Raw genomic sequence first — 20,410 nt, 5'->3', positions numbered from 1 at the left:
GCGTTGTAAGTGACGGCGTGGCATGGGTATGAAGCCCAGGGGAAACGGGACCTAGATGAATCAGGCGCGCAAGGCGGGTAGCGGATCGGATGGCCGGACCTTGAAGATGGCGGATGTCGCCAAGCTTCTGGGTGTATCCGTCGCAACCGTCAGCCGGGCGTTGACCAAGCCCGAACAGGTACGCCCGGATCTGCGCGAGCGGGTCTTGAAGGGTGTCGCTGAAATCGGTTACATGCCTAATACCGCTGCCCGAAACCTGCGTGCGCGCAAGAGCATGATGGTGCTGGTGGTGGTGCCGAATATCGCCAACCCCTTCTTCCCCGAAGTGGTGCGCGGCATTGACGACGAACTGGGACGCAACGGCTATGGCCTCATCATCGGCAATCTCGATCAGCAGCCGGAAAAATACGCCCGTTTCCTCGATATCGTGCAGTCGGGTCAGGTGGATGGGGTGATGCTGCTCAACGGGCATATACCCGTGCATCAGGGGCGGGGGTTGCTGGACTTCGATGTGCCGGTTGTCGCCATGTGCGCCGCCATCGATGCGCCCATTCCCCATGTGCTGGTGGAAAATGCCCTGGCCTCCAAGGTGGCCGTGCGGCATCTGGCTGATCTGGGGCATCGCAGGATTGCCTATCTCTCCGGCCCCGCAGGCAATGTCGTCGAAATCGAGCGCTATGACGGCTTCCGCGTCGGCGTGGTTGCCGCAGGACTCGATCTGGGGGAACAGGTTTATTGGCCGGGGGATTATTCCCTGGCATCGGGCGTGGCGGCGGCCAAGCGGTTCCTTGCAGGGGAACGCAAGGTGACGGCCGTCTATGCCACCAGCGACGAGATGGCCATCGGTTTCGTGAAGACCATGCATACCGCCGGGGTGCGGGTGCCGCAGGACCTGTCGGTCGTCGGGTTCGATGGCGTCGATTATGCCGACTTCTGTGAACCGACCCTGACCACGCTTGTCCAGCCCCGGCACGAGATCGGGCGCCTTGCTGCTCAGCGGCTGCTGGAAGCCTTGTCCGGCAAACGGTCGCGCAAACTTCATATTGAAAGACTACCTGTCCGACTGCTGGCGCGGGATAGCACCGCCGCGGTCCGGGCCATTACACAAGAAGCGGGAGGAAGGATCTGACATGAAAACCCTTAAAGGACCGGCGATTTTCCTGGCCCAGTTCGCGGGCGACACCGCGCCGTTCAACAGCCTGGATACCATCGCCAAATGGGCGGCGGACTATGGCTATAAGGGCATTCAGATGCCGTCCGGCGATCTGCGCCTCTTCGACCTCGACAAGGCGGCGACCAGCAAGACCTATTGCGATGAAGTGAAAGGCATCCTCGCCAATCACGGCTTGGAGATCACCGAGCTGTCGACCCATCTCCAGGGTCAGCTGGTGGCGGTGCATCCGGCCTATGACCTCGCCTTCGACGGCTTTGCCCCGCAGGCGCTGCGCGGCAACCCGAAGGGCCGCCAGGAATGGGCCGTCAATCAGATGCATCTGGCCGCCAAGGCCTCCAAGAACCTGGGCCTCACCAGCCAGGCGAGCTTCACCGGCGCCCTGGCCTGGCCGTTCCTCTATCCCTGGCCTCAGCGCCCGGCGGGGCTGGTCGAGACGGCGTTCGAGGAGCTGGGCAAGCGCTGGCGCCCGATCCTGGATGTGTTCGAGGACAATGGCGTCGATCTCGCCTTCGAGGTTCATCCCGGCGAAGACGTCCATGACGGCGTGACGTTCGAGATGTTCCTGGAGGCCGTGGGCGGTCACAAGCGCGCCAACATCCTGTTCGATCCGAGCCATTTCGTGCTGCAGCAGCTCGACTACCTCGCCTTCATCGATATCTATCACGAGCGCATCAAGGCGTTTCATGTGAAGGATGCCGAGTTCAATCCGACCGGGCGCCAGGGCGTCTATGGCGGCTTCCAGTCCTGGGCGGATCGCGCGGGGCGCTTCCGCTCGCCGGGCGACGGGCAGGTGGATTTCACCGGCATCTTCTCCAAGCTGACCCAATATGGTTATGGCGGCTGGGCGGTGCTGGAGTGGGAATGCTGCATCAAGGATAGCGAGCAGGGAGCAGCCGAAGGCGCGCCTTTCATCGAAAGCCACATCATCCAGGCGGCAGGGCGCGCGTTTGACGATTTCGCCGCGTCGGGCGTTGATCAGGCAACGAACCGCAAGCTGCTGGGGATCTGAAGCATGTCACGTCGCATTCGCCTTGGGATGGTCGGCGGCGGGCAGGGGGCTTTCATCGGCGCCGTGCACCGCATCGCCTCGCGCCTCGACGATAAATACGAACTGGTGGCGGGGGCCTTCTCGTCTGACCCGGAGAAGTCCAAGGCGTCGGCGGCCGAGCTGCATATCGCGGTCGACCGTGCCTATGGTTCCTATCAGGAAATGGCGGAAGCCGAGGCTAAGCGCGCCGACAAGATCGACGCTGTCGCTATCGTGACGCCGAACCATCTGCATTACCCGCAGGCCAAGCTGTTCCTCGAAAAAGGCTTCCATGTCATCTGCGACAAGCCGCTGACGACCAATGTGCAGGATGCCGAGGATCTGGTGGCGCTGGTGAAGAAATCCGGCCTGATCTTTGGCCTGACCCACAACTACACCGGCTACCCCATGGTGCGGCAGGCGCGCGAGATGGTGGCAGCGGGCGATCTGGGGCAGATCCGCCTCGTCCAGGTGGAATATCCCCAGGATTGGATGGTGACGGCGGTCGAAAAGACCGGCCATCGCGGTGCCGAATGGCGTACCGATCCTAAGAAGTCGGGCGCGGGCGCGCTGGGCGATATCGGCAGCCATGCCTTCAATATCGCCAGCTTCGTCTCCGGCCTGACCCTGTCGGAGCTGGCGGCGGATGTGTCGAGCATGGTCGAAGGCCGGGTGGTCGACGACAATGTCCAGGTGCTGCTGCGCTTCAAAGGCGGGGCGAAGGGCTCGCTCTGGGCCAGTCAAGTCGCGACCGGCCATGGCAATGCCCTGCGCCTGCGGGTCTTTGGCGACAAGGCCAGCCTGTTCTGGGAACAGGAATATCCCAACGACCTCCATTACAACATCCTGGGCCAGCCGCCGCGCCTCGTGGTGCGGAACGGCGCGGGCTCACTACCGGTGGCTGCCCATGCCAGCCGGGTTCCCGGTGGGCATCCGGAGGGGTATCTGGAAGGCTTCACCCAGATCTACACCGACCTTGCCGAGCAGATCACCGCCAAGCTCGAAGGCCGCGCTCCGAAGCCAGAGGCGCTGCTGGTGCCGACGGTGGAACACGGGCTGGACGGCATGCGCTTCATCCACGCCTGCCTGGAAAGCGGCGAGAAGAACGCGGGCTGGGTGACTTTCTAAAAGATGGCTGTCATCTCGGGTTTGACCTGGGATCTCGCGTAGACAGGCCGCGACGTACTGCCTGTCACCCTCTCCGTCGTCATCCCCCGGCTTGACCGGGGGATCTTTAAGCGAAGAACCGAGCGCGGCCACAGATCCTCGGCCCGGCGGCGTTGCCGCCCAGCATCGTGTTAAGCGCGCAACGCGCGCGGGGTCCGAGGATGACGAGGCTTTGGAGGAACTAGGCCATAGTGTTCAAGCAGTTGCTCTAGTGGGATCGTTTCCGATTCGCCGGCACGATTCTGAAGCAGGCGCTCTTCCGCCAGGCGTAGGTCCGCAATATCGTCAAATTTTGAATCGGACATGACTCTCTCCTGATACGGAGTTTATCACGGCTTGTTGCTCAAATAACCGCCAGAAGCACGGCCCATTATTTCAGCAGATCCTCCATCGCGATGATGTCGCTTGCCAGGGTATTGAGCTTCACGCCCCGGTCCATCGCGGTTTTGCGCAGGAAGGCATAGGCGGTTTCCTCGTCGCAGCTTTTCCGCTTCATGAGGATGCCCTTGGCCCGGTCGATGAGCTTGCGGTCGGCCAGGGTCTGGCGGGCGGCGTCGCGTTCTTCGCGCAGGTGCTGAAACTGCCGGAACTGGGCGATGGCGAGGTCGAGCAGCGGCTTCAGCCGCTCCACCTGCACGCCATCCATGGCATAGGCGGTGACACCGGCCCGCATAGCCTCCATCACCAACCCATCGTCACCCTCCTTGCAGAACATCACCATGGGAAGCGGCGCCTCGTTCCCCGCCAGACGCAAAGCTTCCAGTGCATCACGGTCTGGCGAGGCCAGATCCAGCACGACGACATCGGGCTTCAGATCGTCGATCTTGGCGGCGAGCGAGGTGGGGCCGGTGACGGTGGCGACAATCGAGAATCCCTCGCGCCCCAGCAGGTCCGCCATGGCGGCTGCACGTTCGCTGTGATGATCGACCAGAAGGACCCGCAAGGACATGGCGCGTTGCATCGCAATAACCTTGCCATTGATAGGGACAATCAATCGGGCGGACTGGGACAAAATATAGATTGACCGCGTGCAACGTCGGTATTCTTATTCATTTCATCGTCAAATCTTCTATTAAACGAAGATTGTTTGTGAATTCAGGAGATCGGCATGGGTCACTTCGATATCTCGCGGCGTCAGCTTCTGGGCGGCACGGCCGGTCTTGCCTTTGCAGCGGCACTGCCGGGCCAAGGCTTCGCGCAGACGGCACCCAAGCGCGGCGGGACCCTGACCGTCGCGGCCGATACCGAGCCGCGGAACCTCAACCCCGCCATTGTAGCCTCGAACGGCATCTTCTATGTCGCGAGCAAGGTGATCGAGCCTCTGGCCGAAATGTCCTATGACGGCGAGGGGCTGCGGCCCTTGCTCGCCACGTCCTGGACCGGGTCGGCAGATGGCAAGAGCATCGCCTTCAAACTGCGCGAGGGTGTGAAATGGCACGACGGCAAGCCCTTCACCTCGGCTGACGTTGCCTTCTCCGCGCTGGAGGTCTGGAAGAAGCTGCAGAATCTCGGCCGGCAGATCTTCAAGGATCTCGACGCCGTCGAAACCCCTGACGCTCATACCGCGATCTTCCGCTTCTCCAAGCCGACCCCGATCCAGCTGATCCGCAACGCGCTGCCCTCGGTGACGGCGGTGCTGCCCAAGCATCTCTATGAGGGCACCGACATCAATGCCAACCCGGTCAATGCCAATCTGGTCGGCACCGGACCCTTCACGTTCGGGGAATATAAGGCGGGGCAATATTATCGCCTGGACCGCAACCCGGACTATTGGGACAGCGGCAAGCCCTATCTCGACCGGATCATCTATCGTGTCCTGCCCGATGCCGCGACCAAGGCGGCGGCGATCGAGGCCAACGAGATCCAGCTCACCGCTTTCTCTGCCGTACCTTTGAGCGATCTGAAGCGCATCGGGGCGGTCAAGGGCGTGGTGGTGGAGCCCAAGGGCTATGAAGGCATCACCTATCAGCTGACGCTGGAGATCAACAACCGCCGCAAGGAACTGGCGGACGTGCGGGTGCGCCGCGCCATCGCCCATGCCATCGATCAGAAGTTCGTGGTTGAGACCATATTCCTAGGCTATGCCGCTGCCGCCACCGGGCCGGTGCCGAAGTCGGCCAAGGAATTCTACACGGCCGATGTACCGACCTATGGCTTCGATCCCAAGAAGGCTGAAGCGCTGCTGGACGAGGCGGGCTACAAGCGCGGTGCCGACGGTACGCGCTTTAAACTGCGCCTGTTCCCCGCACCCTGGTTCGAACAGACCAAGCAGTTTGGCGATTATGCCCGCCAGGCCCTGAAGGCAGTCGGCATCGATGCGGAAATCGTGTCGCGGGATCCGGCGGCCCATCAGAAGGCGGTCTATACGGATCATGAGTTCGATCTCGCGGTCGGCTCGCCCGTCTATCGCAACGATCCGGCCATTTCGACCACCATCCTCTATCAGGGCGGTCTGCCCGCCGGGGTGCCCTTCAGCAACCAATATGGCTATGCCGATCCGAAGATGGACGAGCTGATCGCCAAGGCGGCCGAGACGGTCGATACGGCGGCCCGCACCGCGCTCTACAAGGACTTCCAGAAACTGGCCCAGGATCAGGTGCCGCTGCTGGTGGTGGCGGAATTCACCTTCATCACGGTTGCGCGCGATTCTGTGAAGAACCTGGCCAATAATCCGCGCTGGGCGACATCCAACTGGGCGGATGTCTGGCTGGCGAGCTAAGACCTTCCATCCTTTTGTCATCCCGGGACTTGATCCCGGGATCTCCTCCGACGGCCCTTGGGATGTGTCAAAGACAGTGGGGACGCGCTCCCGGAGGAGATCCCGGGATCAAGTCCCGGGATGACGAGTTTTTGCGGGTCACTTGCCCCCGACTCCCCTCCCGTGATCCAGTAAACCCATGGCGTTTCTTCCCCAGAATCCCCTGGCCGCGGCTTTGCTGCATCGCCTTGCGCAGGCGGTGCCGGTACTGCTGATCGTTGCCGTTGGGACGTTCCTGCTGATGGAGGCCGCACCCGGCGATGCCGTCGATGCCTATCTGGCCAAGACGGGCGGTGATGCCGGGCTGGTCGCGCAATTGCGCGCCGACTGGGGGCTCAATCGCCATTGGACGACCCGGCTGCTGGCCTATCTGGGGGGCATCCTGACCGGCGACTTCGGCTTTTCCGTCGCCTTCAACCGGCCGGTGGTCGATGTGATCCTGGAGCGGGCGGGCAATACGCTGCTGCTGACCCTGGGTGCCAATGCCCTGGCGATTGCCATCGGGGTGCCACTGGGAATCTTTGCCGGTCGCCGTCCGGGGTCACCGGCAGATCGCGCGGTGCTGGGGGCGACGCTGCTGTTTTATGCCCTGCCGGGTTTCTGGGTCGGGCTGATGCTGATCCTGGGGTTTGCGGTCAAGCTGGCGTGGTTCCCCCTGGGTGGGGTCGAGACCATCGCGTCGGATCTGACCGGCGTCGCCCGCGTCCTGGATATCGCCCGGCACCTGGTCCTGCCTACCTGCTCGCTCGCGTTGCTGTATCTGGCGCTCTATGCCCGCATGATGCGGACAGGCATGGTAGAGGTCTGGCGAGCCCCTTTCATCCGCACGGCCCAAGCCAAGGGAATCGCGTCCCGCCGCCTGCTGATGCGCCATGTGGTGCGCGCCGCGCTGCTGCCCGTGCTCACCCTGGTCGGCTTGCAGGCCGGGGCGTTGCTGGGGGGCAGCGTGGTGATCGAGAGTGTCTTCGCGATCCCTGGCCTGGGGCGGCTGGCCTTTGAATCCGTCACCCAGCGCGACATGCCGCTGCTGATGGGCATCGTGCTGGCCAATACGCTGCTGGTGATCCTGGCGTCGCTGGCGGTCGATATCGTCTATCGGCGGTTGGACCCGCGCATAGGGCAGGCAGCATGAGAACCGGCATCCTGACCTGTTTGGCCGCGCTGGTTCTGCTTGCGCTGACGCTCGCCGCACTTCTGGCGCCCTGGTTCAGTCCGGGCGATCCGCTGGCGATGGTGGCACGGCCCCTGCTGCCGCCGTTCGAGGATTGGGCCCGGCCGCTGGGAACGGATCGGCTGGGGCGCGATGTGCTGGCGGCGCTGATCCATGGGGCGCGGGTCTCGCTGTCGGTTGCTTTGGCGGCAGCCCTGGCGGCGACACTGGTGGGATCGATTGTCGGCACGCTGGCGGGCTATGTCGGCGGTTGGGTCGATATCCTGCTGATGCGCCTTGCCGATGCTTTCCGCACGGTGCCGAACTTCGTGCTGGCGCTGGCCCTGGTCTCGGTCTTCGGGCCGTCCTTGAGCAGTTTTGTCATCGCCATTGGCCTTTCTTCCTGGACCGGGCCGGCGCGGCTGGTGCGGGCGGAGGTGCTGAGCCTCAAGTCCCGCGATTTTGTCGATGCCTGCCGGGTGCTCGGCATGCCGGGCTGGCGCATCGCCCTGGTGGAGGTGCTGCCGAACGCCGTTGCCCCCGCCATTGCCCTGGGCGCCGTGACCGTGGCGAGTGCGATCCTGATCGAAACGGCGCTGTCCTTCCTGGGGTTGGGCGATCCGAACAGTGCCAGTTGGGGACAGATGATCGCCGAGGGCCGCGCGGTCATGCGCTCGAACTGGACCTTATCGGCCATTCCCGGTGTCGCTGTGGTGGCTGCCGCCCTCTCCGTCAATATCCTGGCGGATGCTTTGAGCGAGCGGCTGGCCCCTCGCCGGGCCGTGGGGGCGGGATCGTGAGCGGTAGCCTCGTTGAAATCCGCAAGCTGACCCTGGGGTTCGCCGGGGTCGCGGTGGTGCGCGATATCGATATCGATCTGCCCGCAGGCAAGGTCACGGCGCTGATCGGGGAAAGTGGCTCGGGCAAGAGCCTGACCGCCCTGGCGCTGGCCGGACTGCTGCCCAAAGAGGCCGAGGTGTCGGGCGATATCCGCTGGCCGGGCCGCACCGAAGCCCCCCAGGCAGGGCGGGATATCGGCCTTGTATTCCAGGATCCGATGTCGAGCCTGCATCCCATCCTCTCCATTGGTGAGCAGGTGGCGGAGGTTCTGGCCACCCATAGGCCGAACGGCAAGAGGCGCTGGCAGGATCATCGCGAGGGCGCGCGCGCCCTGCTGGATCGGGTCGGGATCGATGGCGCTACATCGCTTGCTGCCTATCCGCATCAGTTTTCCGGCGGCATGCGCCAGCGGGTCGCCATCGCGATGGCCTTGGCGGGTGATCCTGAACTATTGATCGCCGACGAGCCGACAACCGCCCTGGATGTGCGCACCCAGGGGCGCATCGTCGAGCTGCTGAAAACCATCGGGCGCGAGCGGTCGTTGAGCCTGCTGCTGATCACCCATGACCTGGCCCTGGCAGCCCAGCTTGCCGACTGCATCGTGGTGCTCTACGCCGGGCGGGTGATGGAGGCGGGGCCACTGCGCCGCCTGCTCGATAACCCGCGCCATCCCTATACGGCAGGGCTGATCGCGACCAGTCTGGATCTGGGGCGGCCGCGTACCGACCTGCTGCCCGAGATTCCAGGCAGCCTGCCTCAACCGGGGGAGCAGCGCGACGGCTGTCCCTTCGCCCCCCGTTGCCCGAAAGCCGGACTGCCGTGCCGGGAGATGATGCCTGTCTGGCGCGGCACAATCGGCGATGGCGTCGCTTGCCATAATGCGGAAGCAGCGGCATGAGCACTCCCCTGCTGACCGTGCAGAATCTGCGCAAGCTCTATAGCCGGGGGACTGGCTCTGTCGGGCTGGACGGGGTCAGCTTCTCGGTCGCAGCCGGGGAGACCGTGGCGCTGGTGGGGGAAAGCGGATCCGGCAAAACCACCTGCGCCCGGCTGCTGACCCGTCTCATCGAAGCCGAAGGCGGCGCGGTGCAGTTCGGGGGTGTCGATTGGCTGGCGATGCGGGGGGAGGCGCTGCGTCACGCGCGTGGTCGCCTGCAGATGGTTTTTCAGGATCCCATCGCCGCCTTCAATCCACGCGCCAGCTTGCGGCGTCTGCTCAGCGATCCTTTCCGTCTGCAAGGCTTGGGGCGGCAAGAGATCGCCGCACGGGTACGCGATGCTTTCCAAGAAGTGGGACTTCCCGACACGCTGCTCGACCGCCTGCCTCACGAGGTTTCCGGCGGGCAGCGGCAGCGGGTGGCGATTGCGCGGGCGCTTGCCTCGAAACCGGAGCTGCTGATCCTGGACGAGCCGGTATCGGCCCTGGATGTCTCGGTCCGCGCCCAGATCCTGAACCTGCTGCGCCGCCTGCAACGGGATCGCGGCTGCGGCTATCTCTTCATTAGCCATGATCTGGCGGTCGTGCGCGCCATCGCCGACCGCATCCTGGTCCTGCACCAGGGCCGGATCGTGGAGGAAGGCGACACAGAAACCGTGCTCGCCGATCCCCGGCATCCCTATACCCAAAGCCTGATCGCGGCTGTACCGCGACTGATCGAACCCGGAAGGACACACCATGACGGTTAGTAACGAACGGCTGGCCCGTGAACTCGAAGATGCCTTCAAGAACCGCGCTTTTCTCTACCAGGATCTGCTGGCTGAACTCAGTGCCGATCTGGGGCGCGAAAAGGCGCTGGAGCTGCTGGCAAAGGCGATTGAGCGGCGCGGCAAAGGCGTCGCGGCGGCGGCATTCAAGAACTTCGGTCCCAAGGATGCCCTGGCAGTGGGCGAGGCGTTCCTGGCGGTCAGCCCCAATGGCGGCGCCATGTATCCAACCGAAGTGACGCGACATGCCGATGGCATCGATATCTGTGTCCAGCGCTGCCCATTGCTCGATGCCTGGCAGTCCAGCGGTGCCGACGCCGAGGAAGTTGCCACTCTTTGCAAGCTCGCGGGTGCTTTCGACAAAGGCCTGTTCGAAGGCGTGGGGCTGAAATTCTCCGCCGAAACCTGGACCGAGGGACACAAGGGCTGCTGCCATATCCATCTGCGTGATGGCAGCTAGGTTTTCTTTGGATTTTGAGTAAAATATAATCAACTTGCACAATTTGACTGCAGATTAACAATAATATTGAAATATGTGCGGAGGATATATCTATATATAGTTCATTATTACTTTGATCGGATGAATAATTCGAATTATCTGAATTCAGTTAAGTAATTTCTGGAGCATTCAGATGATCAAAAAAATTCTGTTGAGTGCGGCGGCCCTCGTGACCCTGGCGGGCCCGACCTGGGCGGCTGATTTCACCCTGGTGGGCGAGGATGATTGGTTCCCCTATGCCGCCAAGGCCGAGGGGAAGCCAGGCTATACCGGCTTTGCCTATGACGTCATCACGGCGGCGATGCAGGCGGCCGGCAAGAGCGTCGAGTTCAAGACCATGCCCTATGCGCGCTGCATGGAAGTTGTGAAGTCGGCCGAAGAACTGGGCTGCTTCAACACTAACTTCTCGGAAGATTATGCGGCCGACTATGTGTTCCATAAGACGCCGATCTTCACGACCCGCGTCGCGATCCTGGCCCATGCCGGATCGGCGGAAAGCGGCCTGACCGGCGCCAGCCTCGCCAATAAGACCATCGGCGTGACCCTGGGGTACGACTACGGCCCGACCGTCGACAAGAACACCAGCATCAAGCGCGACACCGCCCCGCAGACCGAAATGAGCTTCAAGAAAGCCATCGCCCAACGCGTCGATTACGCTCTGGCGGCGGAAAAGGTGGCGACGGCCCTGATCGGCAAAACGCCCGAATTCAAAAGCGGTCTCAAGGTTGTCGGCTATGTCGACGACTTCCCCCCGCTCTATGTGGCGATCTCCAAGCGCCATCCGAAGGCGGCCGAACTGGCAGCAGCCCTCGACGCAGGTCTCGCCAAGATCCAGGCGGACGGCACCTTCAAGAAGATCGAGGCGGACTGGGACGCCAAGCTGAAGTAGGCGAACGGAGAAGGCGGCATAGGCCGCCTTCTCTATTTTTTGCGGGACGGCAGGACTTCAGATTCACGGCGCGGCGCGGTGTCGCCCGCGTCGATGAGTTTGAGTTCGACGTCGATGAACTCGCTCATCCATTGTGGCCACTTGGTTACAGATAGGGCGGGCTGAAGCTCGGTGAAATGACTGCGGGCTTCATCATGGCGGCCCATCAGTCTGAGCAGGTCACCGTGATAAAGATCTTCTCGCTCGATGGCGATTTGACCGCCCGCTACGCGCTGCTGACGATCTTCTTCCAGAAGAGGCAGCAGCATAGCCGTATAGGCAGGAAATCGCGGATTGCTATGATCCGACTCCCAGATCGCTTTGAACAGATAGTCGATCTTTTTCGCCCGATCGACCGTCCCCAGGCGCTCTGCCAACCAGAGAACCTTGTAAGAATAGGCGTCGGCTTTTCTCATCGTCTGAAATTCGGGTGAAAAGATAGCGGGGCGCAGGCGCTCCAACTCTTCGTCAGAAAAACTGTCTTTAAAGATCGGAAAGCCGTTGGTGGGGCAGACGGCGGTGCGCCAGAAAAGCCCTGGGAACGGCTCCCCATGCATGTATCCATCGTAGGGCATTATGGTTGCCCAGGTCTCGACGAATTGGGTGCCGTCATAAGGGCAGGTGAGCTTGTCTCTGTAGAGCATCGTTGCTGATGCGGGCAGCGCACTAAGGGCGGCCAATAACGCTAATAATTTCAAACGCCGCATCTTCGATCTCCCAAAAGATGCGGCCAGCACAGCTGGAGATTGCGGCTTTCCTGCGACGCTTCAGCTTTGCTGGATAAGGGCTTCGATCTTGGAACGGTCGAAGATCTGGAGATCCATGTTGCGGCGGCGCAGCAGGCCGTTGCGCATGAGCTGTGCGACGGCGCCTGCCACCACTTCCTCGGTCGTGCCTGCCCAGCCTGCGACTTCCCGGTGCGGCGGGGCGGGGCTGATGGTCCAGGTGCCGCTGCCCGCCGTGTCGGGGGTCGCGAGGTTGAGCAAGGCAAAGAACACCCGCTGGCCCGGTGACAGGTTGGAGAGCGCGCTGATCCGTGTGTCGGCGCGGCGTATGACGGCGGAAAAACGCTCCAGAAGCCGTAGGCCCAGGGGTGCATTTTCGACAATCAGCGCCAGGAAAGCCTCACGCGGGCATTCGAAAACCTCGACTGCATCGATGGCCACTGCATCGCCGGTACGCTGGAGCCCATCAATGGCGGCCAGTTCACCGAAGATCTCCCCTGGCGCTAGGTCGGCCAGGGGGACAGGGCGGCCTTGATCGCGCGACAGGATGCGGATCGTGCCCTTCAGCAGGAAAAACACGGATGTGGACAAATCGCCAGAAGCAAATAGGACCTCTTCAGGGTTGCAGGGCCGCAGTTGCCCGGCAGCGATCAGCCGGTCGATAGCATCGGCACCGATACCTGTCAGGAACGGGTTGGTGCGCAGCAGGGCGAGCAGATCGGTCGTCATGTGGGCAGGTGTCTCCATGGCGGATCTCAGCGGTAGGCTTTTCGGGGCAGGCTGCCGCTGGCAGTCGCGGTGGCCAAGGTGATGGTCCGGCCGATGCCGGGAATGATATGCATGAAAATCAGAGTGTGAGTTGCATTTTTTATATCAATAACAACTATTGGGTGTTTCGAGTTCGATGACCCATCGGGCAGAAGCCGGTAGGTAACGATCATCGACCCATCGGCCAGTGCCATGTCGGCGGCGCGCTCGATACGGTCGAAACTGTCCGGCGCGATGATCGAACCGCCGCTGCAAGTGATGCCGGAGACACGACGGCAACTGACCGTCCCCTGGTCGGAGAGCGACGCCACAGGCGCGGTAATGACGGCAGCGCGGGCTGCACGGCGGGCTGCCTCCGACAGGCGCGCGGACTGCAGCAGCCAAAGCCCGATATCGAGGCCTCCCAGCACGATCATCAGGAACAGGGGCAGCAGCAGCGCCACTTCGATAGCGGTGGCGCCCGACCTGTCGAGCCGAGACAGGGATCTAGCGGCCATTCAGCAATGGCTCCTCGACCTTGGCCTTGAGGTCGATCCCGTCCGGCATAAAGCGGGAGAAGGCGGAGAGGAGCGGGACATAGGGAATCGCCGCTTCCACCTCCAGCCAGCGTCGGTCGTTCTCCTCGTGAAGACGGACGGCGAACAGGGCCTCCCGGCGCTCCCACCCGGCCAGCGGGGCGCGGCTGCTGCCTGCCGATTGCGCGATCAGTCGCGCAGCGACGACAGCATCTGGGCCGAAGGGGTCGGCAAGCGCGGCGACATGGCGGGCGGCAAGACGGGTGCCATGCTCTACCTCCGCCCGCTGCATCCAGGCGCGTGCCAGATCGGCCCCGATCAGCACGGCCATCAGCAGCACCGGCGCGATCAGGGCGAATTCCACGGCGGCAGCGCCTTCGGTGTCGAGCTTGCTCATTCGACCAGCCGTCCCTGTGACACCCGCTCGGGATCGCCGTTCGGCACTGGTCCGATAACTTCGGCATAGATCGCGGTGCGGTCGGGCGGCTCGGTCAGGAACATCCGCAGCCGATTGCCGACGGTCAGGGTGCGGGCGTGGGCTTCGTCCCGACAATCGGCCAGGCCGACCGTGAGTATCCGGTGGCGTATGTCGCTGAGATAGGTGGGAGACGGCAGGCGGTCGCGGGCGACGGGCGGGTAGGCCCGCACCACATGGGGAGGATTGACCCGTTCGAACTCCGGCGGCAAAGCGGTTGGCGGTGGTGCTAGGGTTTCCAGGCGATGGGCGGCATAGGCCCTCTCCCGCTCATAAAGCTGGGTCTGAAAGCGGCTGGCCTGCACCAGATCGGTCGGGGGAACGCTGCCGCGCACGGCGCGCCAATAATAGGCCCGGTCCCAGAAGGCGTTACCGAACCCGCTATCATCCCCCGTGGCCAGACTTAGGTCACGGGGATAACGGCTGAGGGCTGGATGGGCGTTCGGCGTCCAGAGGTCCGGTGGTCCCAGCCGCTCGGTGATCGCGTTCTTAATGTCAGGGAAGGTAAGGGGGGCGATCTCCGCATCCGGCGAAGCACAGGGGGCATCCGCCGGATTCCGCAAGGCTGCCAGAACCGCCGAGACGCCGCAGCGCCCATCGGCCAGACAGAGCGGCAGCAGTTGGCCGGGCCTGCGCCCGACGGAGGTCAGGCGCATCTGCCGTCCGGCCCAGCGGGCGGCGGCCGGATCGTCGCTTAAGTCCTCGGGACGGCAAAGCACCAGCGGTTCGGCCCGGCAGGTCAGGGCTTCGTTGGCAGCGCGGGCCTTGGGTGCGATGCTGAAAGCGGCAGGAACGCTGCCCGCGAAGGTCCGCAGCAGGCCGGCGGAAAAGGAGGGCAAGCTTTCGGGCTCAAGGGCCACGGAAACGCCTGCGGCCCGGTGCGGATCGTTTGTCGCCCGGCCATCGGCGGTCCACCAGTCGATCCGCTCCAGGCGCGGCGGCAGCAGCGTTCCGCCCGTGGCCTGCGCCCGCTCGACCATCTCGCGCGCAGCCAGGGTGGCCCGGTCCAGGGCATCGGCCCGGCGGTCGAGATGGGATGCAGCGGTCAGGGCGGCGGTATCGGCGATGCCCTGACTCTGGGTACGGGCACTCATGGCGCGTCCGAAATCGACGACAATCAACAGCAAGGCCAGCACAAGCGGCAGCAGCAGCGCTGTCATCACGGCGAAAACGCCGCGTCGATCCCGAAGAAGGCGCCGGAGCAGATCCATCAATCGACCGGCACTGCCGCTGGCGGTGCGGACGGCAGCCGTCCACCGCCCGCCTCGCCGCCTTCGATCTGGAAGCAGCGGCCGGAACAAACATAGTCTGCCGGAGGTTTCCCACCCCGGCGCACGGTGACGCGCCCGGCATTGGCGGGGACGACGATCAAGGCAGCCGACAGGAAGGCTTTCCCCTCGCCGTCCAGGACGATGAGGTTGGTCTGCCCTACAGATTGCCCGAGGATCATGATCCGGCGCGATTCCTCGATCTGCACATTGGCAACGCCAGGATTGCCGACGATGACCGTAGCTGCATCCTGGGCTAAGGGTAGAATCGCAACGGTATTGAGGGAGAGACTGATGGGTCTCTGTTGTATTTCTGCAGCATGTGCATTCATCATTATCGCCATAAGTATAAATAGCAATAATGCTAGTATCGATGCGGTCGCGCCTCTATAGTTCGGAAAATTTCTCATCTGAGGATGATCTCTTTATGGGTGCCTTTGTATTGGCGAAAACTGCTCGCCTTGCCCTCGTGGGTGTTGCTCTTACTCTTGGCGGTTGCGTTACTTTGGATGGGCTGACTGGCGGATCCTCGGAGCGCGCCTTGACCGAGGCGGCTCAATTGCGCCGGTCGGGCAAGCCCGATCAGGCGATCACCGTCGCGCGCAACGGACTTGCCGAGCGGCCGGGAGATGCTGCGCTCAAGGGCGAACTTGGCAAATCCCTGGTGCTGGCCGGAAAAGCGGGCGAAGCGATGCCTTATCTGGAGGCTGCCGTTCAGGCGACACCGAACGATTGGCGCCTTTTGACCGCCATGGGCAGCGCCTTCGACCAGCAGGGGGCTGTTCAGATTGCCGAGAGCTGGCATCGCCGGGCGGATGCCGCCGGTCCGAACAATCCGGTCGTTCTCAACAATTGGGGCCTGTCGCTGGCGCAGGCCGGTCGGAGTGCCGAGGCCCGCGCCTTGCTGGCCCGTGCGGTCACCCTGCCCCAGGCTCCGGTTCAGGCGGCGAATAACCTGAAATTGCTGGATGAAGCTGCTCATAGGGTCAGCCCCGGGTCATCGTCATTACTGCCGGTCCAAGAATAACGACCAGCAGCGCGGGTAAGAAAAACACGATCATCGGCACGGTCAGCTTGGCGGGCAGGGCGCCCGCCGCTTTTTCGGCGATAGCGACCCGCTCGTCCCGGACATCCTGGGCGACGGCACGCAGGGTGGTGGCGACGGGGGTGCCGTAGCGTTCCGCCTGGATCAGGGCCTGGGCAACAATCCGGACGGCCGGACTATCCGTGCGCTCGATCAGATTCTCGAAGGCTTGGCGTCGCTCGGGCAGATAGGAGAGTTCGGCGGCGGTCATTTCCAGCTCATCGCCAAGGGCAGGATGATCGGCGCCCAGTTCTGATGCGACACGGCGCCAGGAGGCATCGACGGCAAGCCCGGCTTCAGCGCAGATCAGCATCAGGTCCATGGCATCGGGAAAGCCGCGCGCGATCTGCTCCCGGCGTTTTTGGATATCGTTCTCCACCAGCAGAACCGGCAGGAAGTAACCGGCGGCCAGCGCCACCAGCGGCACACAGAGGCGAGTAAGGGTCGCTAGTTGCGCGCCTTTGCCGATCAGCATCAGCAGTCCCGCAGCTGCGCAGAAACCGGCTGCATAGATAATTTGCCGCCGTACGAGATCGGCCAGCGCGCCCGGTTCGCGGTGCCCTGCTTGAATAAGCTTGCGCCGCAGTTGGGCGGCGCGTTTGCCGCCAGCTTGGGGCAGGCGGAACGTGAAGGGCTTTGCCGTCGGTGCAGGCGCCTGTCCGGCCAGCCGAGCGAACCGGCCTTGTAGCGGATCCGTTTTCAGGCGGGGCCAGAGCAGTCCCAGGAACAGGGCCAGAGCAGCCAGGAAATAGCCGCATGCGATCAGGACGCCCATGGCTCAGATCCTCAGATCGACCATGCGGCGCATGACAAAGGCACCGATGGCCATCCAGACCAGTCCCGCCACCAGCAGCGCCCGCCCGCCCGAACTGTCGAACAGCGGATCGAGATAATCGGGGCTGGTCAACCACAGCAGGCCTGCGATGATGAAGGGCATCGATCCGATGATCGCCGCTGAGGCGCGCGCTTCGGCGGACAGTGCCTTCACCCGGTCCCGCAGCTTCTTGCGTGACCGCAGCAGGCCCGACAGGTTGCCCAGTGTCTCGGCCAGATTGCCGCCAGTCTGGCGCTGGATCGACAGAACCACGGCAAAAAACCGCATCTCCGGCGTGCCGACGCGTTCGGCCGCGCGGGTCAGGGCCTGATCGAGGGGAACGCCCAGATCCTGCTCTTCCCCCAGTTTCCGGAAGACATCGGCCACCACTGGCGGCATCTCGCGCCCTACCATGCGCAGAGCCTCGCCCAGGGATAGTCCGGCCTTGATATTGCGGACGATGGCATCGGTCGCATCAGCGAAGGCAGTTGTGAAAGCATTCTGACGCCGGGCGGCCAGTAGGCTCAGGACGAACCAGGGCAGCCCCGCTCCAAAAGCCAGGGCGATGGACAATGCCATCGGTATCTGCAATCTGGCGGGACCGATCAGCAAAGCGCCCAGCGCGATCACGACAGCAGCAGTCAACATCCAGTAGCCCAGGGGGGAAATCTCCATCCCCGCCCGCTGGGCCAGCCGGAGGGTCCAGGCTTTGAGGCCGGTCGGCGGAGCCTCCGCCAGCTTCTGAACCCGCCGCCGCATATCGGCCAGGGCTGTGCCGTCACCATCGCTCGGCGCCGGTTGCTGCCGGATGAGGGCAGCCAGTCGCCGCCGCTGGGCGTTCCGGTTGCGATGCCGGATCTCCAGGCCCGCTGACGCCAGGATCGTCAGAATGAAGGACGTCCACAGCCAGAGGAGCATCAGCCGTCTCCTCGCGTAAAGAGCGCCATGCACTCCCGCTCCAGCCCATAGGCGCGGATATTCTCCATGCAGTCGCGGGGCGGGGCCAGGAAGGCGTGATGCCCCTGGATCCGACCATCGGGGCTGTCGCCGGTATAGAGGAAGGTCATCAGATCCACGCTCTGGATCCGGTCGTCCTCATAGCTCAGGATCTCGGTCACATGGGTGATGCGGCGCGATCCGTCGCGCAGACGCTGGGTCTGGACCACGATATTGAGGGCGTCGGCGATCTGCTTGCGCACCGCGCCGGGCGACAGCGGCAGATTGCCCATGGCGATCATATTCTCCAGCCGCCCCAGCGCCTCGGTCGGGGTATTGGCATGCAGGGTCCCCATCGACCCGTCATGGCCGGTATTCATCGCCTGCAGCAGATCGAAGGCCTCGGCGCCGCGCACCTCGCCCACCACGATGCGGTCGGGGCGCATACGCAGGCAGTTGCGCACCAGATCCCGCATCGCGATCTCGCCCTTGCCTTCCAGGTTCGGCGGGCGGGTTTCCAGGCTGACCACATGGGGCTGCTGAAGCTGCAGTTCCGCCGCGTCTTCGCAGGTGACGATGCGCTCGCCGGGGCTGAAGAATTGGGTGAGGCAGTTCAGCAGGGTCGTCTTGCCCGACCCCGTGCCGCCAGAAATCAGGATATTGCAGCGGGCGGCGGACAGGATCCGCAGCAGGCTCGCCGCTTCGGGTGACAGACCGCCACGCTGAACCATCTGATCCAGCGTCAGCTTGTCTTTTTTGAATTTGCGGATGGTGAGGGTCGGCCCCTTCAGCGACAGCGGATGCACGATCACATTGACGCGACTGCCGTCCGCCAGACGGGCATCGCAGATCGGGCTCGCCTCATCGACGCGCCGACCGACCGAGGCGACGATGCGCTGGCAGATATTCATCAGTTGGGCATTGTCGCGGAACTTGACCGGCGTCAGTTGGATGAGGCCGTCGACTTCGATGTAAACCTGATCGCAGCCGTTCACCATGATGTCGGCGATATCGTCGCGGGCCAGCAGGGGCTCCAGCGGTCCCAGACCCAGGATATCGTTCAGGATCTCGGCGCTGATCGCCTCCTGCTCGTCGGGGCCGAGGATATAGCCTTTGACCGCGATGATTTCCGAGATGATGTCATGCAGGGTGGAGCGGGTGCTTTCCGCATCCATCTTCGACAGTTCGGCAAGATCGATGGTCTCGATCAGGGCCGCGAAAATGCCGGTCTTGATGCCGTAGGAACTGTCGTTGGCCAGGAGCGGCGGGCTGGGATCGGCAGGGCGCGGGGCCGGTATCGGTGCAGCCGTGGGCACCGGCGCCGTGGCAGCTATCGCCGGTGCTGGGCTGTCGGTATTGACCTGCGCGCGCTTGCCGAATGCCGTCATCCGGCCCGCCCCGGAAGTCGTCTCAGGAGTCCTGCCAGCAGCCCAGGCTTTGATGTCGCTTTGGTGGCGCCAGCGCCGCAGAGGGCTTGGGCCGCCTTGGAGATCGAGGCCGAAGGAGCGGCGACGACCAGCGGCTTTCCTGCGGCCTGGGCTTTTTCGAGTGCGGGCGCGCAGTCGGCAATCAGGGCCGGGGTCAGAGGGGCGAGACCCTTGATGAGATCCTTCATGAACGGCTGCGCCGCCTGCCGAGGCGCAATCTGGTTCAGGATCAGCAGCGGGTGCGGGTCGAAAGGACGCAGGCCTGCCAGGGCTGCGATCAGATTGCGGGCATTACGGAAGCCAGCCAGGGTCGGGCGCGTAACCAGAACCACACGATCTGCCTGTTTCAGCACGGCCTGGGTCCAGGGTAACCAGAGGTGCGGCAGGTCTATCACCAGATTCTCGGCCGTCTGGGCCAATTGACCCACCAGTGTCTGCACCATGGCTGGGTCGAGATCGGAGGAGGCAAGAGTCCCCCCGGCGCTTAAGAGTCGGACAGGGCCGCTACTCTCTGCCAGACGGGCCAGACTGCCCGCATCCAGCCGCTGCGGTGACTGGATGCTTGTTCGCACAGCCTCGCGTCCCGGACGGTCGGCCAGCAGATCCTGGGTGCCATGGGCAAGATCGAGATCGAGCAGCCAGACGCCGTCCGGCGCTCGCTGGCCCAGGGCCTGGGCATGTTCGAAAGCCAGGGTCGATACGCCTGCGCCGCCGACAGCGCCCAGGAAGACCGTGACCTTGCCCTTCGGCTGATTGGTATCGCCTGCGGTGAGGCGATGGAGAATCGGGATCAGCGCTTCCGGTGGCGTCGGCTGCACAAAATAGTCGGCCACACCCATGTCGATCAGGGTCCGGTAGAGGCCCACATCATTCAACCAACCGATGACCAGCACGGCGGTCTGCGGGCTGCAGCGGTTCGCCAATTGACCCAGATGGGCTAGAAGCCCCTCGACCGACAGGCTTTTCGGCGCTTCGACGATCAGCAGCGCGGGCGTTTCGGCTTCCGCATATTGGTCCACGGCTGCTGCGATGCCGCCGCCGTATTCGCCGACCTTCAGATGCGACAGACGCCGGTCCTGCAGGGCCGCGCGCAGGCTCTGCTGGGTCTCGGCGGTGGCCAGATGGGAATGGATGGCGGCTTTCTGCATGGG

Annotated in this window: 22 protein-coding genes; 11 read left to right on the top strand and 11 right to left on the bottom strand. The window is 63.6% G+C overall.

All coding sequences use genetic code 11. The features are described from left to right. Positions 1-55 precede the first annotated feature (55 nt). The 3 genes from ACFSM5_RS12980 to ACFSM5_RS12970 are packed head-to-tail and all read left to right on the top strand — an operon-like array spanning position 56 to position 3,329. Positions 56-1,129, top strand: a complete 1,074-nt coding sequence (locus ACFSM5_RS12980; protein ID WP_379876854.1) for a LacI family DNA-binding transcriptional regulator — start codon at positions 56-58, stop codon at positions 1,127-1,129. Between the two features lies 1 nt (position 1,130). Beyond that, complete coding sequence (locus ACFSM5_RS12975) at positions 1,131-2,183, top strand: sugar phosphate isomerase/epimerase family protein (RefSeq protein WP_379876853.1); 1,053 nt, start codon at positions 1,131-1,133, stop codon at positions 2,181-2,183. Positions 2,184-2,186: 3 nt separating this feature from the next. Continuing rightward, complete coding sequence (locus ACFSM5_RS12970; protein ID WP_379876852.1) at positions 2,187-3,329, top strand: Gfo/Idh/MocA family protein; 1,143 nt, start codon at positions 2,187-2,189, stop codon at positions 3,327-3,329. Between the two features lie 409 nt (positions 3,330-3,738). On the opposite strand, the gene ACFSM5_RS12965 is transcribed toward ACFSM5_RS12970, so the two are convergent. Continuing rightward, a complete protein-coding gene (locus ACFSM5_RS12965) occupies positions 3,739-4,329 on the bottom strand; it encodes an ANTAR domain-containing response regulator (protein WP_379876851.1) in 591 nt (196 codons plus the stop codon). A gap of 147 nt (positions 4,330-4,476) precedes the next feature. Between ACFSM5_RS12965 and ACFSM5_RS12960 the strand changes: the two genes are divergently transcribed. The 7 genes from ACFSM5_RS12960 to ACFSM5_RS12930 all read left to right on the top strand — a co-directional run bounded on the left by ACFSM5_RS12960 (position 4,477) and on the right by ACFSM5_RS12930 (position 11,208). Beyond that, complete coding sequence (locus tag ACFSM5_RS12960) at positions 4,477-6,087, top strand: ABC transporter substrate-binding protein (protein ID WP_379876850.1); 1,611 nt, start codon at positions 4,477-4,479, stop codon at positions 6,085-6,087. Between the two features lie 178 nt (positions 6,088-6,265). Continuing rightward, positions 6,266-7,258 (top strand): ABC transporter permease, encoded by a 993-nt coding sequence (locus ACFSM5_RS12955; RefSeq protein ID WP_379876849.1) that lies wholly within the window; start codon positions 6,266-6,268, stop codon positions 7,256-7,258. Then, the gene (locus ACFSM5_RS12950) at positions 7,255-8,076 is read left to right on the top strand and encodes an ABC transporter permease (RefSeq protein ID WP_379876848.1); all 822 of its coding nucleotides are present in this window, start codon (positions 7,255-7,257) and stop codon (positions 8,074-8,076) included. Before ACFSM5_RS12955 ends, ACFSM5_RS12950 begins: the two co-directional genes overlap by 4 nt. Then, on the top strand, positions 8,073-9,014 hold the full coding sequence (locus tag ACFSM5_RS12945; RefSeq protein WP_379876847.1) for an ABC transporter ATP-binding protein: 942 nt from the start codon (positions 8,073-8,075) through the stop codon (positions 9,012-9,014). The genes ACFSM5_RS12950 and ACFSM5_RS12945 overlap by 4 nt, the downstream gene beginning before the upstream one ends. Then, positions 9,011-9,802 (top strand): ATP-binding cassette domain-containing protein, encoded by a 792-nt coding sequence (locus ACFSM5_RS12940; RefSeq protein ID WP_379876846.1) that lies wholly within the window; start codon positions 9,011-9,013, stop codon positions 9,800-9,802. Before ACFSM5_RS12945 ends, ACFSM5_RS12940 begins: the two co-directional genes overlap by 4 nt. Then, entirely contained in the window at positions 9,792-10,280 is a 489-nt protein-coding gene (locus ACFSM5_RS12935) for an L-2-amino-thiazoline-4-carboxylic acid hydrolase (RefSeq protein ID WP_379876845.1), read from the top strand. The genes ACFSM5_RS12940 and ACFSM5_RS12935 overlap by 11 nt, the downstream gene beginning before the upstream one ends. A gap of 172 nt (positions 10,281-10,452) precedes the next feature. Continuing rightward, on the top strand, positions 10,453-11,208 hold the full coding sequence (locus ACFSM5_RS12930) for a substrate-binding periplasmic protein (RefSeq protein ID WP_379876844.1): 756 nt from the start codon (positions 10,453-10,455) through the stop codon (positions 11,206-11,208). Between the two features lie 32 nt (positions 11,209-11,240). Here the strand turns inward: ACFSM5_RS12930 and ACFSM5_RS12925 are convergent, their stop codons facing one another. The 6 genes from ACFSM5_RS12925 to ACFSM5_RS12900 are packed head-to-tail and all read right to left on the bottom strand — an operon-like array spanning position 11,241 to position 15,330. After that, positions 11,241-11,954 (bottom strand): hypothetical protein, encoded by a 714-nt coding sequence (locus ACFSM5_RS12925; RefSeq protein ID WP_379876843.1) that lies wholly within the window; start codon positions 11,952-11,954, stop codon positions 11,241-11,243. 60 nt (positions 11,955-12,014) lie between these two features. Beyond that, the gene (locus ACFSM5_RS12920) at positions 12,015-12,701 is read right to left on the bottom strand and encodes a Crp/Fnr family transcriptional regulator (protein ID WP_379876842.1); all 687 of its coding nucleotides are present in this window, start codon (positions 12,699-12,701) and stop codon (positions 12,015-12,017) included. Between the two features lie 26 nt (positions 12,702-12,727). Continuing rightward, positions 12,728-13,237, bottom strand: a complete 510-nt coding sequence (locus tag ACFSM5_RS12915; RefSeq protein WP_379876841.1) for a TadE/TadG family type IV pilus assembly protein — start codon at positions 13,235-13,237, stop codon at positions 12,728-12,730. Next, positions 13,227-13,652, bottom strand: coding sequence for a TadE/TadG family type IV pilus assembly protein (locus ACFSM5_RS12910; protein WP_379876840.1), 426 nt, complete (start codon positions 13,650-13,652; stop codon positions 13,227-13,229). The genes ACFSM5_RS12915 and ACFSM5_RS12910 overlap by 11 nt, the downstream gene beginning before the upstream one ends. After that, on the bottom strand, positions 13,649-14,941 hold the full coding sequence (locus ACFSM5_RS12905) for a pilus assembly protein TadG-related protein (RefSeq protein WP_379876839.1): 1,293 nt from the start codon (positions 14,939-14,941) through the stop codon (positions 13,649-13,651). The genes ACFSM5_RS12910 and ACFSM5_RS12905 overlap by 4 nt, the downstream gene beginning before the upstream one ends. Next, complete coding sequence (locus ACFSM5_RS12900; protein ID WP_379876838.1) at positions 14,941-15,330, bottom strand: pilus assembly protein N-terminal domain-containing protein; 390 nt, start codon at positions 15,328-15,330, stop codon at positions 14,941-14,943. Before ACFSM5_RS12900 ends, ACFSM5_RS12905 begins: the two co-directional genes overlap by 1 nt. A 95-nt stretch (positions 15,331-15,425) precedes the next feature. On the opposite strand from ACFSM5_RS12900, the gene ACFSM5_RS12895 reads away from it, so the two are divergent. Further along, entirely contained in the window at positions 15,426-16,025 is a 600-nt protein-coding gene (locus tag ACFSM5_RS12895) for a tetratricopeptide repeat protein (protein WP_379876837.1), read from the top strand. Here the strand turns inward: ACFSM5_RS12895 and ACFSM5_RS12890 are convergent. The 4 genes from ACFSM5_RS12890 to ACFSM5_RS12875 are packed head-to-tail and all read right to left on the bottom strand — an operon-like array spanning position 15,985 to position 20,407. Beyond that, positions 15,985-16,857 (bottom strand): type II secretion system F family protein, encoded by an 873-nt coding sequence (locus ACFSM5_RS12890; RefSeq protein ID WP_379876836.1) that lies wholly within the window; start codon positions 16,855-16,857, stop codon positions 15,985-15,987. The genes ACFSM5_RS12895 and ACFSM5_RS12890 overlap by 41 nt on opposite strands. Positions 16,858-16,860: 3 nt before the next feature. Next, positions 16,861-17,814, bottom strand: a complete 954-nt coding sequence (locus ACFSM5_RS12885; protein ID WP_379876835.1) for a type II secretion system F family protein — start codon at positions 17,812-17,814, stop codon at positions 16,861-16,863. Then, positions 17,814-19,220 (bottom strand): CpaF family protein, encoded by a 1,407-nt coding sequence (locus ACFSM5_RS12880; protein ID WP_379876834.1) that lies wholly within the window; start codon positions 19,218-19,220, stop codon positions 17,814-17,816. Before ACFSM5_RS12880 ends, ACFSM5_RS12885 begins: the two co-directional genes overlap by 1 nt. Beyond that, positions 19,217-20,407 (bottom strand): AAA family ATPase, encoded by a 1,191-nt coding sequence (locus ACFSM5_RS12875; protein ID WP_379876833.1) that lies wholly within the window; start codon positions 20,405-20,407, stop codon positions 19,217-19,219. Before ACFSM5_RS12875 ends, ACFSM5_RS12880 begins: the two co-directional genes overlap by 4 nt. Positions 20,408-20,410 lie beyond the last annotated feature (3 nt).

Source organism: Lacibacterium aquatile (assembly GCF_042683105.1).
Lineage (GTDB): Bacteria > Pseudomonadota > Alphaproteobacteria > Elsterales > Elsteraceae > Lacibacterium > Lacibacterium aquatile.
This window is presented reverse-complemented; position numbering and strand designations above follow the sequence as displayed.

Coding starts and splice junctions, on each gene's coding strand:
- ACFSM5_RS12955 (WP_379876849.1), top strand. CDS start 6,266: ATGGCGTTTCTTCCCCAGAATCCCCTGGCCGCGGCTTTGCTGCATCGC.
- ACFSM5_RS12950 (WP_379876848.1), top strand. CDS start 7,255: ATGAGAACCGGCATCCTGACCTGTTTGGCCGCGCTGGTTCTGCTTGCG.
- ACFSM5_RS12880 (WP_379876834.1), bottom strand. CDS start 19,220: ATGACGGCATTCGGCAAGCGCGCGCAGGTCAATACCGACAGCCCAGCA.
- ACFSM5_RS12905 (WP_379876839.1), bottom strand. CDS start 14,941: ATGGATCTGCTCCGGCGCCTTCTTCGGGATCGACGCGGCGTTTTCGCC.
- ACFSM5_RS12910 (WP_379876840.1), bottom strand. CDS start 13,652: ATGAGCAAGCTCGACACCGAAGGCGCTGCCGCCGTGGAATTCGCCCTG.
- ACFSM5_RS12885 (WP_379876835.1), bottom strand. CDS start 17,814: ATGCTCCTCTGGCTGTGGACGTCCTTCATTCTGACGATCCTGGCGTCA.
- ACFSM5_RS12875 (WP_379876833.1), bottom strand. CDS start 20,407: ATGCAGAAAGCCGCCATCCATTCCCATCTGGCCACCGCCGAGACCCAG.
- ACFSM5_RS12975 (WP_379876853.1), top strand. CDS start 1,131: ATGAAAACCCTTAAAGGACCGGCGATTTTCCTGGCCCAGTTCGCGGGC.
- ACFSM5_RS12895 (WP_379876837.1), top strand. CDS start 15,426: ATGGGTGCCTTTGTATTGGCGAAAACTGCTCGCCTTGCCCTCGTGGGT.
- ACFSM5_RS12935 (WP_379876845.1), top strand. CDS start 9,792: ATGACGGTTAGTAACGAACGGCTGGCCCGTGAACTCGAAGATGCCTTC.
- ACFSM5_RS12960 (WP_379876850.1), top strand. CDS start 4,477: ATGGGTCACTTCGATATCTCGCGGCGTCAGCTTCTGGGCGGCACGGCC.
- ACFSM5_RS12915 (WP_379876841.1), bottom strand. CDS start 13,237: ATGGCCGCTAGATCCCTGTCTCGGCTCGACAGGTCGGGCGCCACCGCT.
- ACFSM5_RS12980 (WP_379876854.1), top strand. CDS start 56: ATGAATCAGGCGCGCAAGGCGGGTAGCGGATCGGATGGCCGGACCTTG.
- ACFSM5_RS12925 (WP_379876843.1), bottom strand. CDS start 11,954: ATGCGGCGTTTGAAATTATTAGCGTTATTGGCCGCCCTTAGTGCGCTG.
- ACFSM5_RS12970 (WP_379876852.1), top strand. CDS start 2,187: ATGTCACGTCGCATTCGCCTTGGGATGGTCGGCGGCGGGCAGGGGGCT.
- ACFSM5_RS12965 (WP_379876851.1), bottom strand. CDS start 4,329: ATGCAACGCGCCATGTCCTTGCGGGTCCTTCTGGTCGATCATCACAGC.
- ACFSM5_RS12930 (WP_379876844.1), top strand. CDS start 10,453: ATGATCAAAAAAATTCTGTTGAGTGCGGCGGCCCTCGTGACCCTGGCG.
- ACFSM5_RS12890 (WP_379876836.1), bottom strand. CDS start 16,857: ATGGGCGTCCTGATCGCATGCGGCTATTTCCTGGCTGCTCTGGCCCTG.
- ACFSM5_RS12940 (WP_379876846.1), top strand. CDS start 9,011: ATGAGCACTCCCCTGCTGACCGTGCAGAATCTGCGCAAGCTCTATAGC.
- ACFSM5_RS12920 (WP_379876842.1), bottom strand. CDS start 12,701: ATGACGACCGATCTGCTCGCCCTGCTGCGCACCAACCCGTTCCTGACA.
- ACFSM5_RS12900 (WP_379876838.1), bottom strand. CDS start 15,330: ATGAATGCACATGCTGCAGAAATACAACAGAGACCCATCAGTCTCTCC.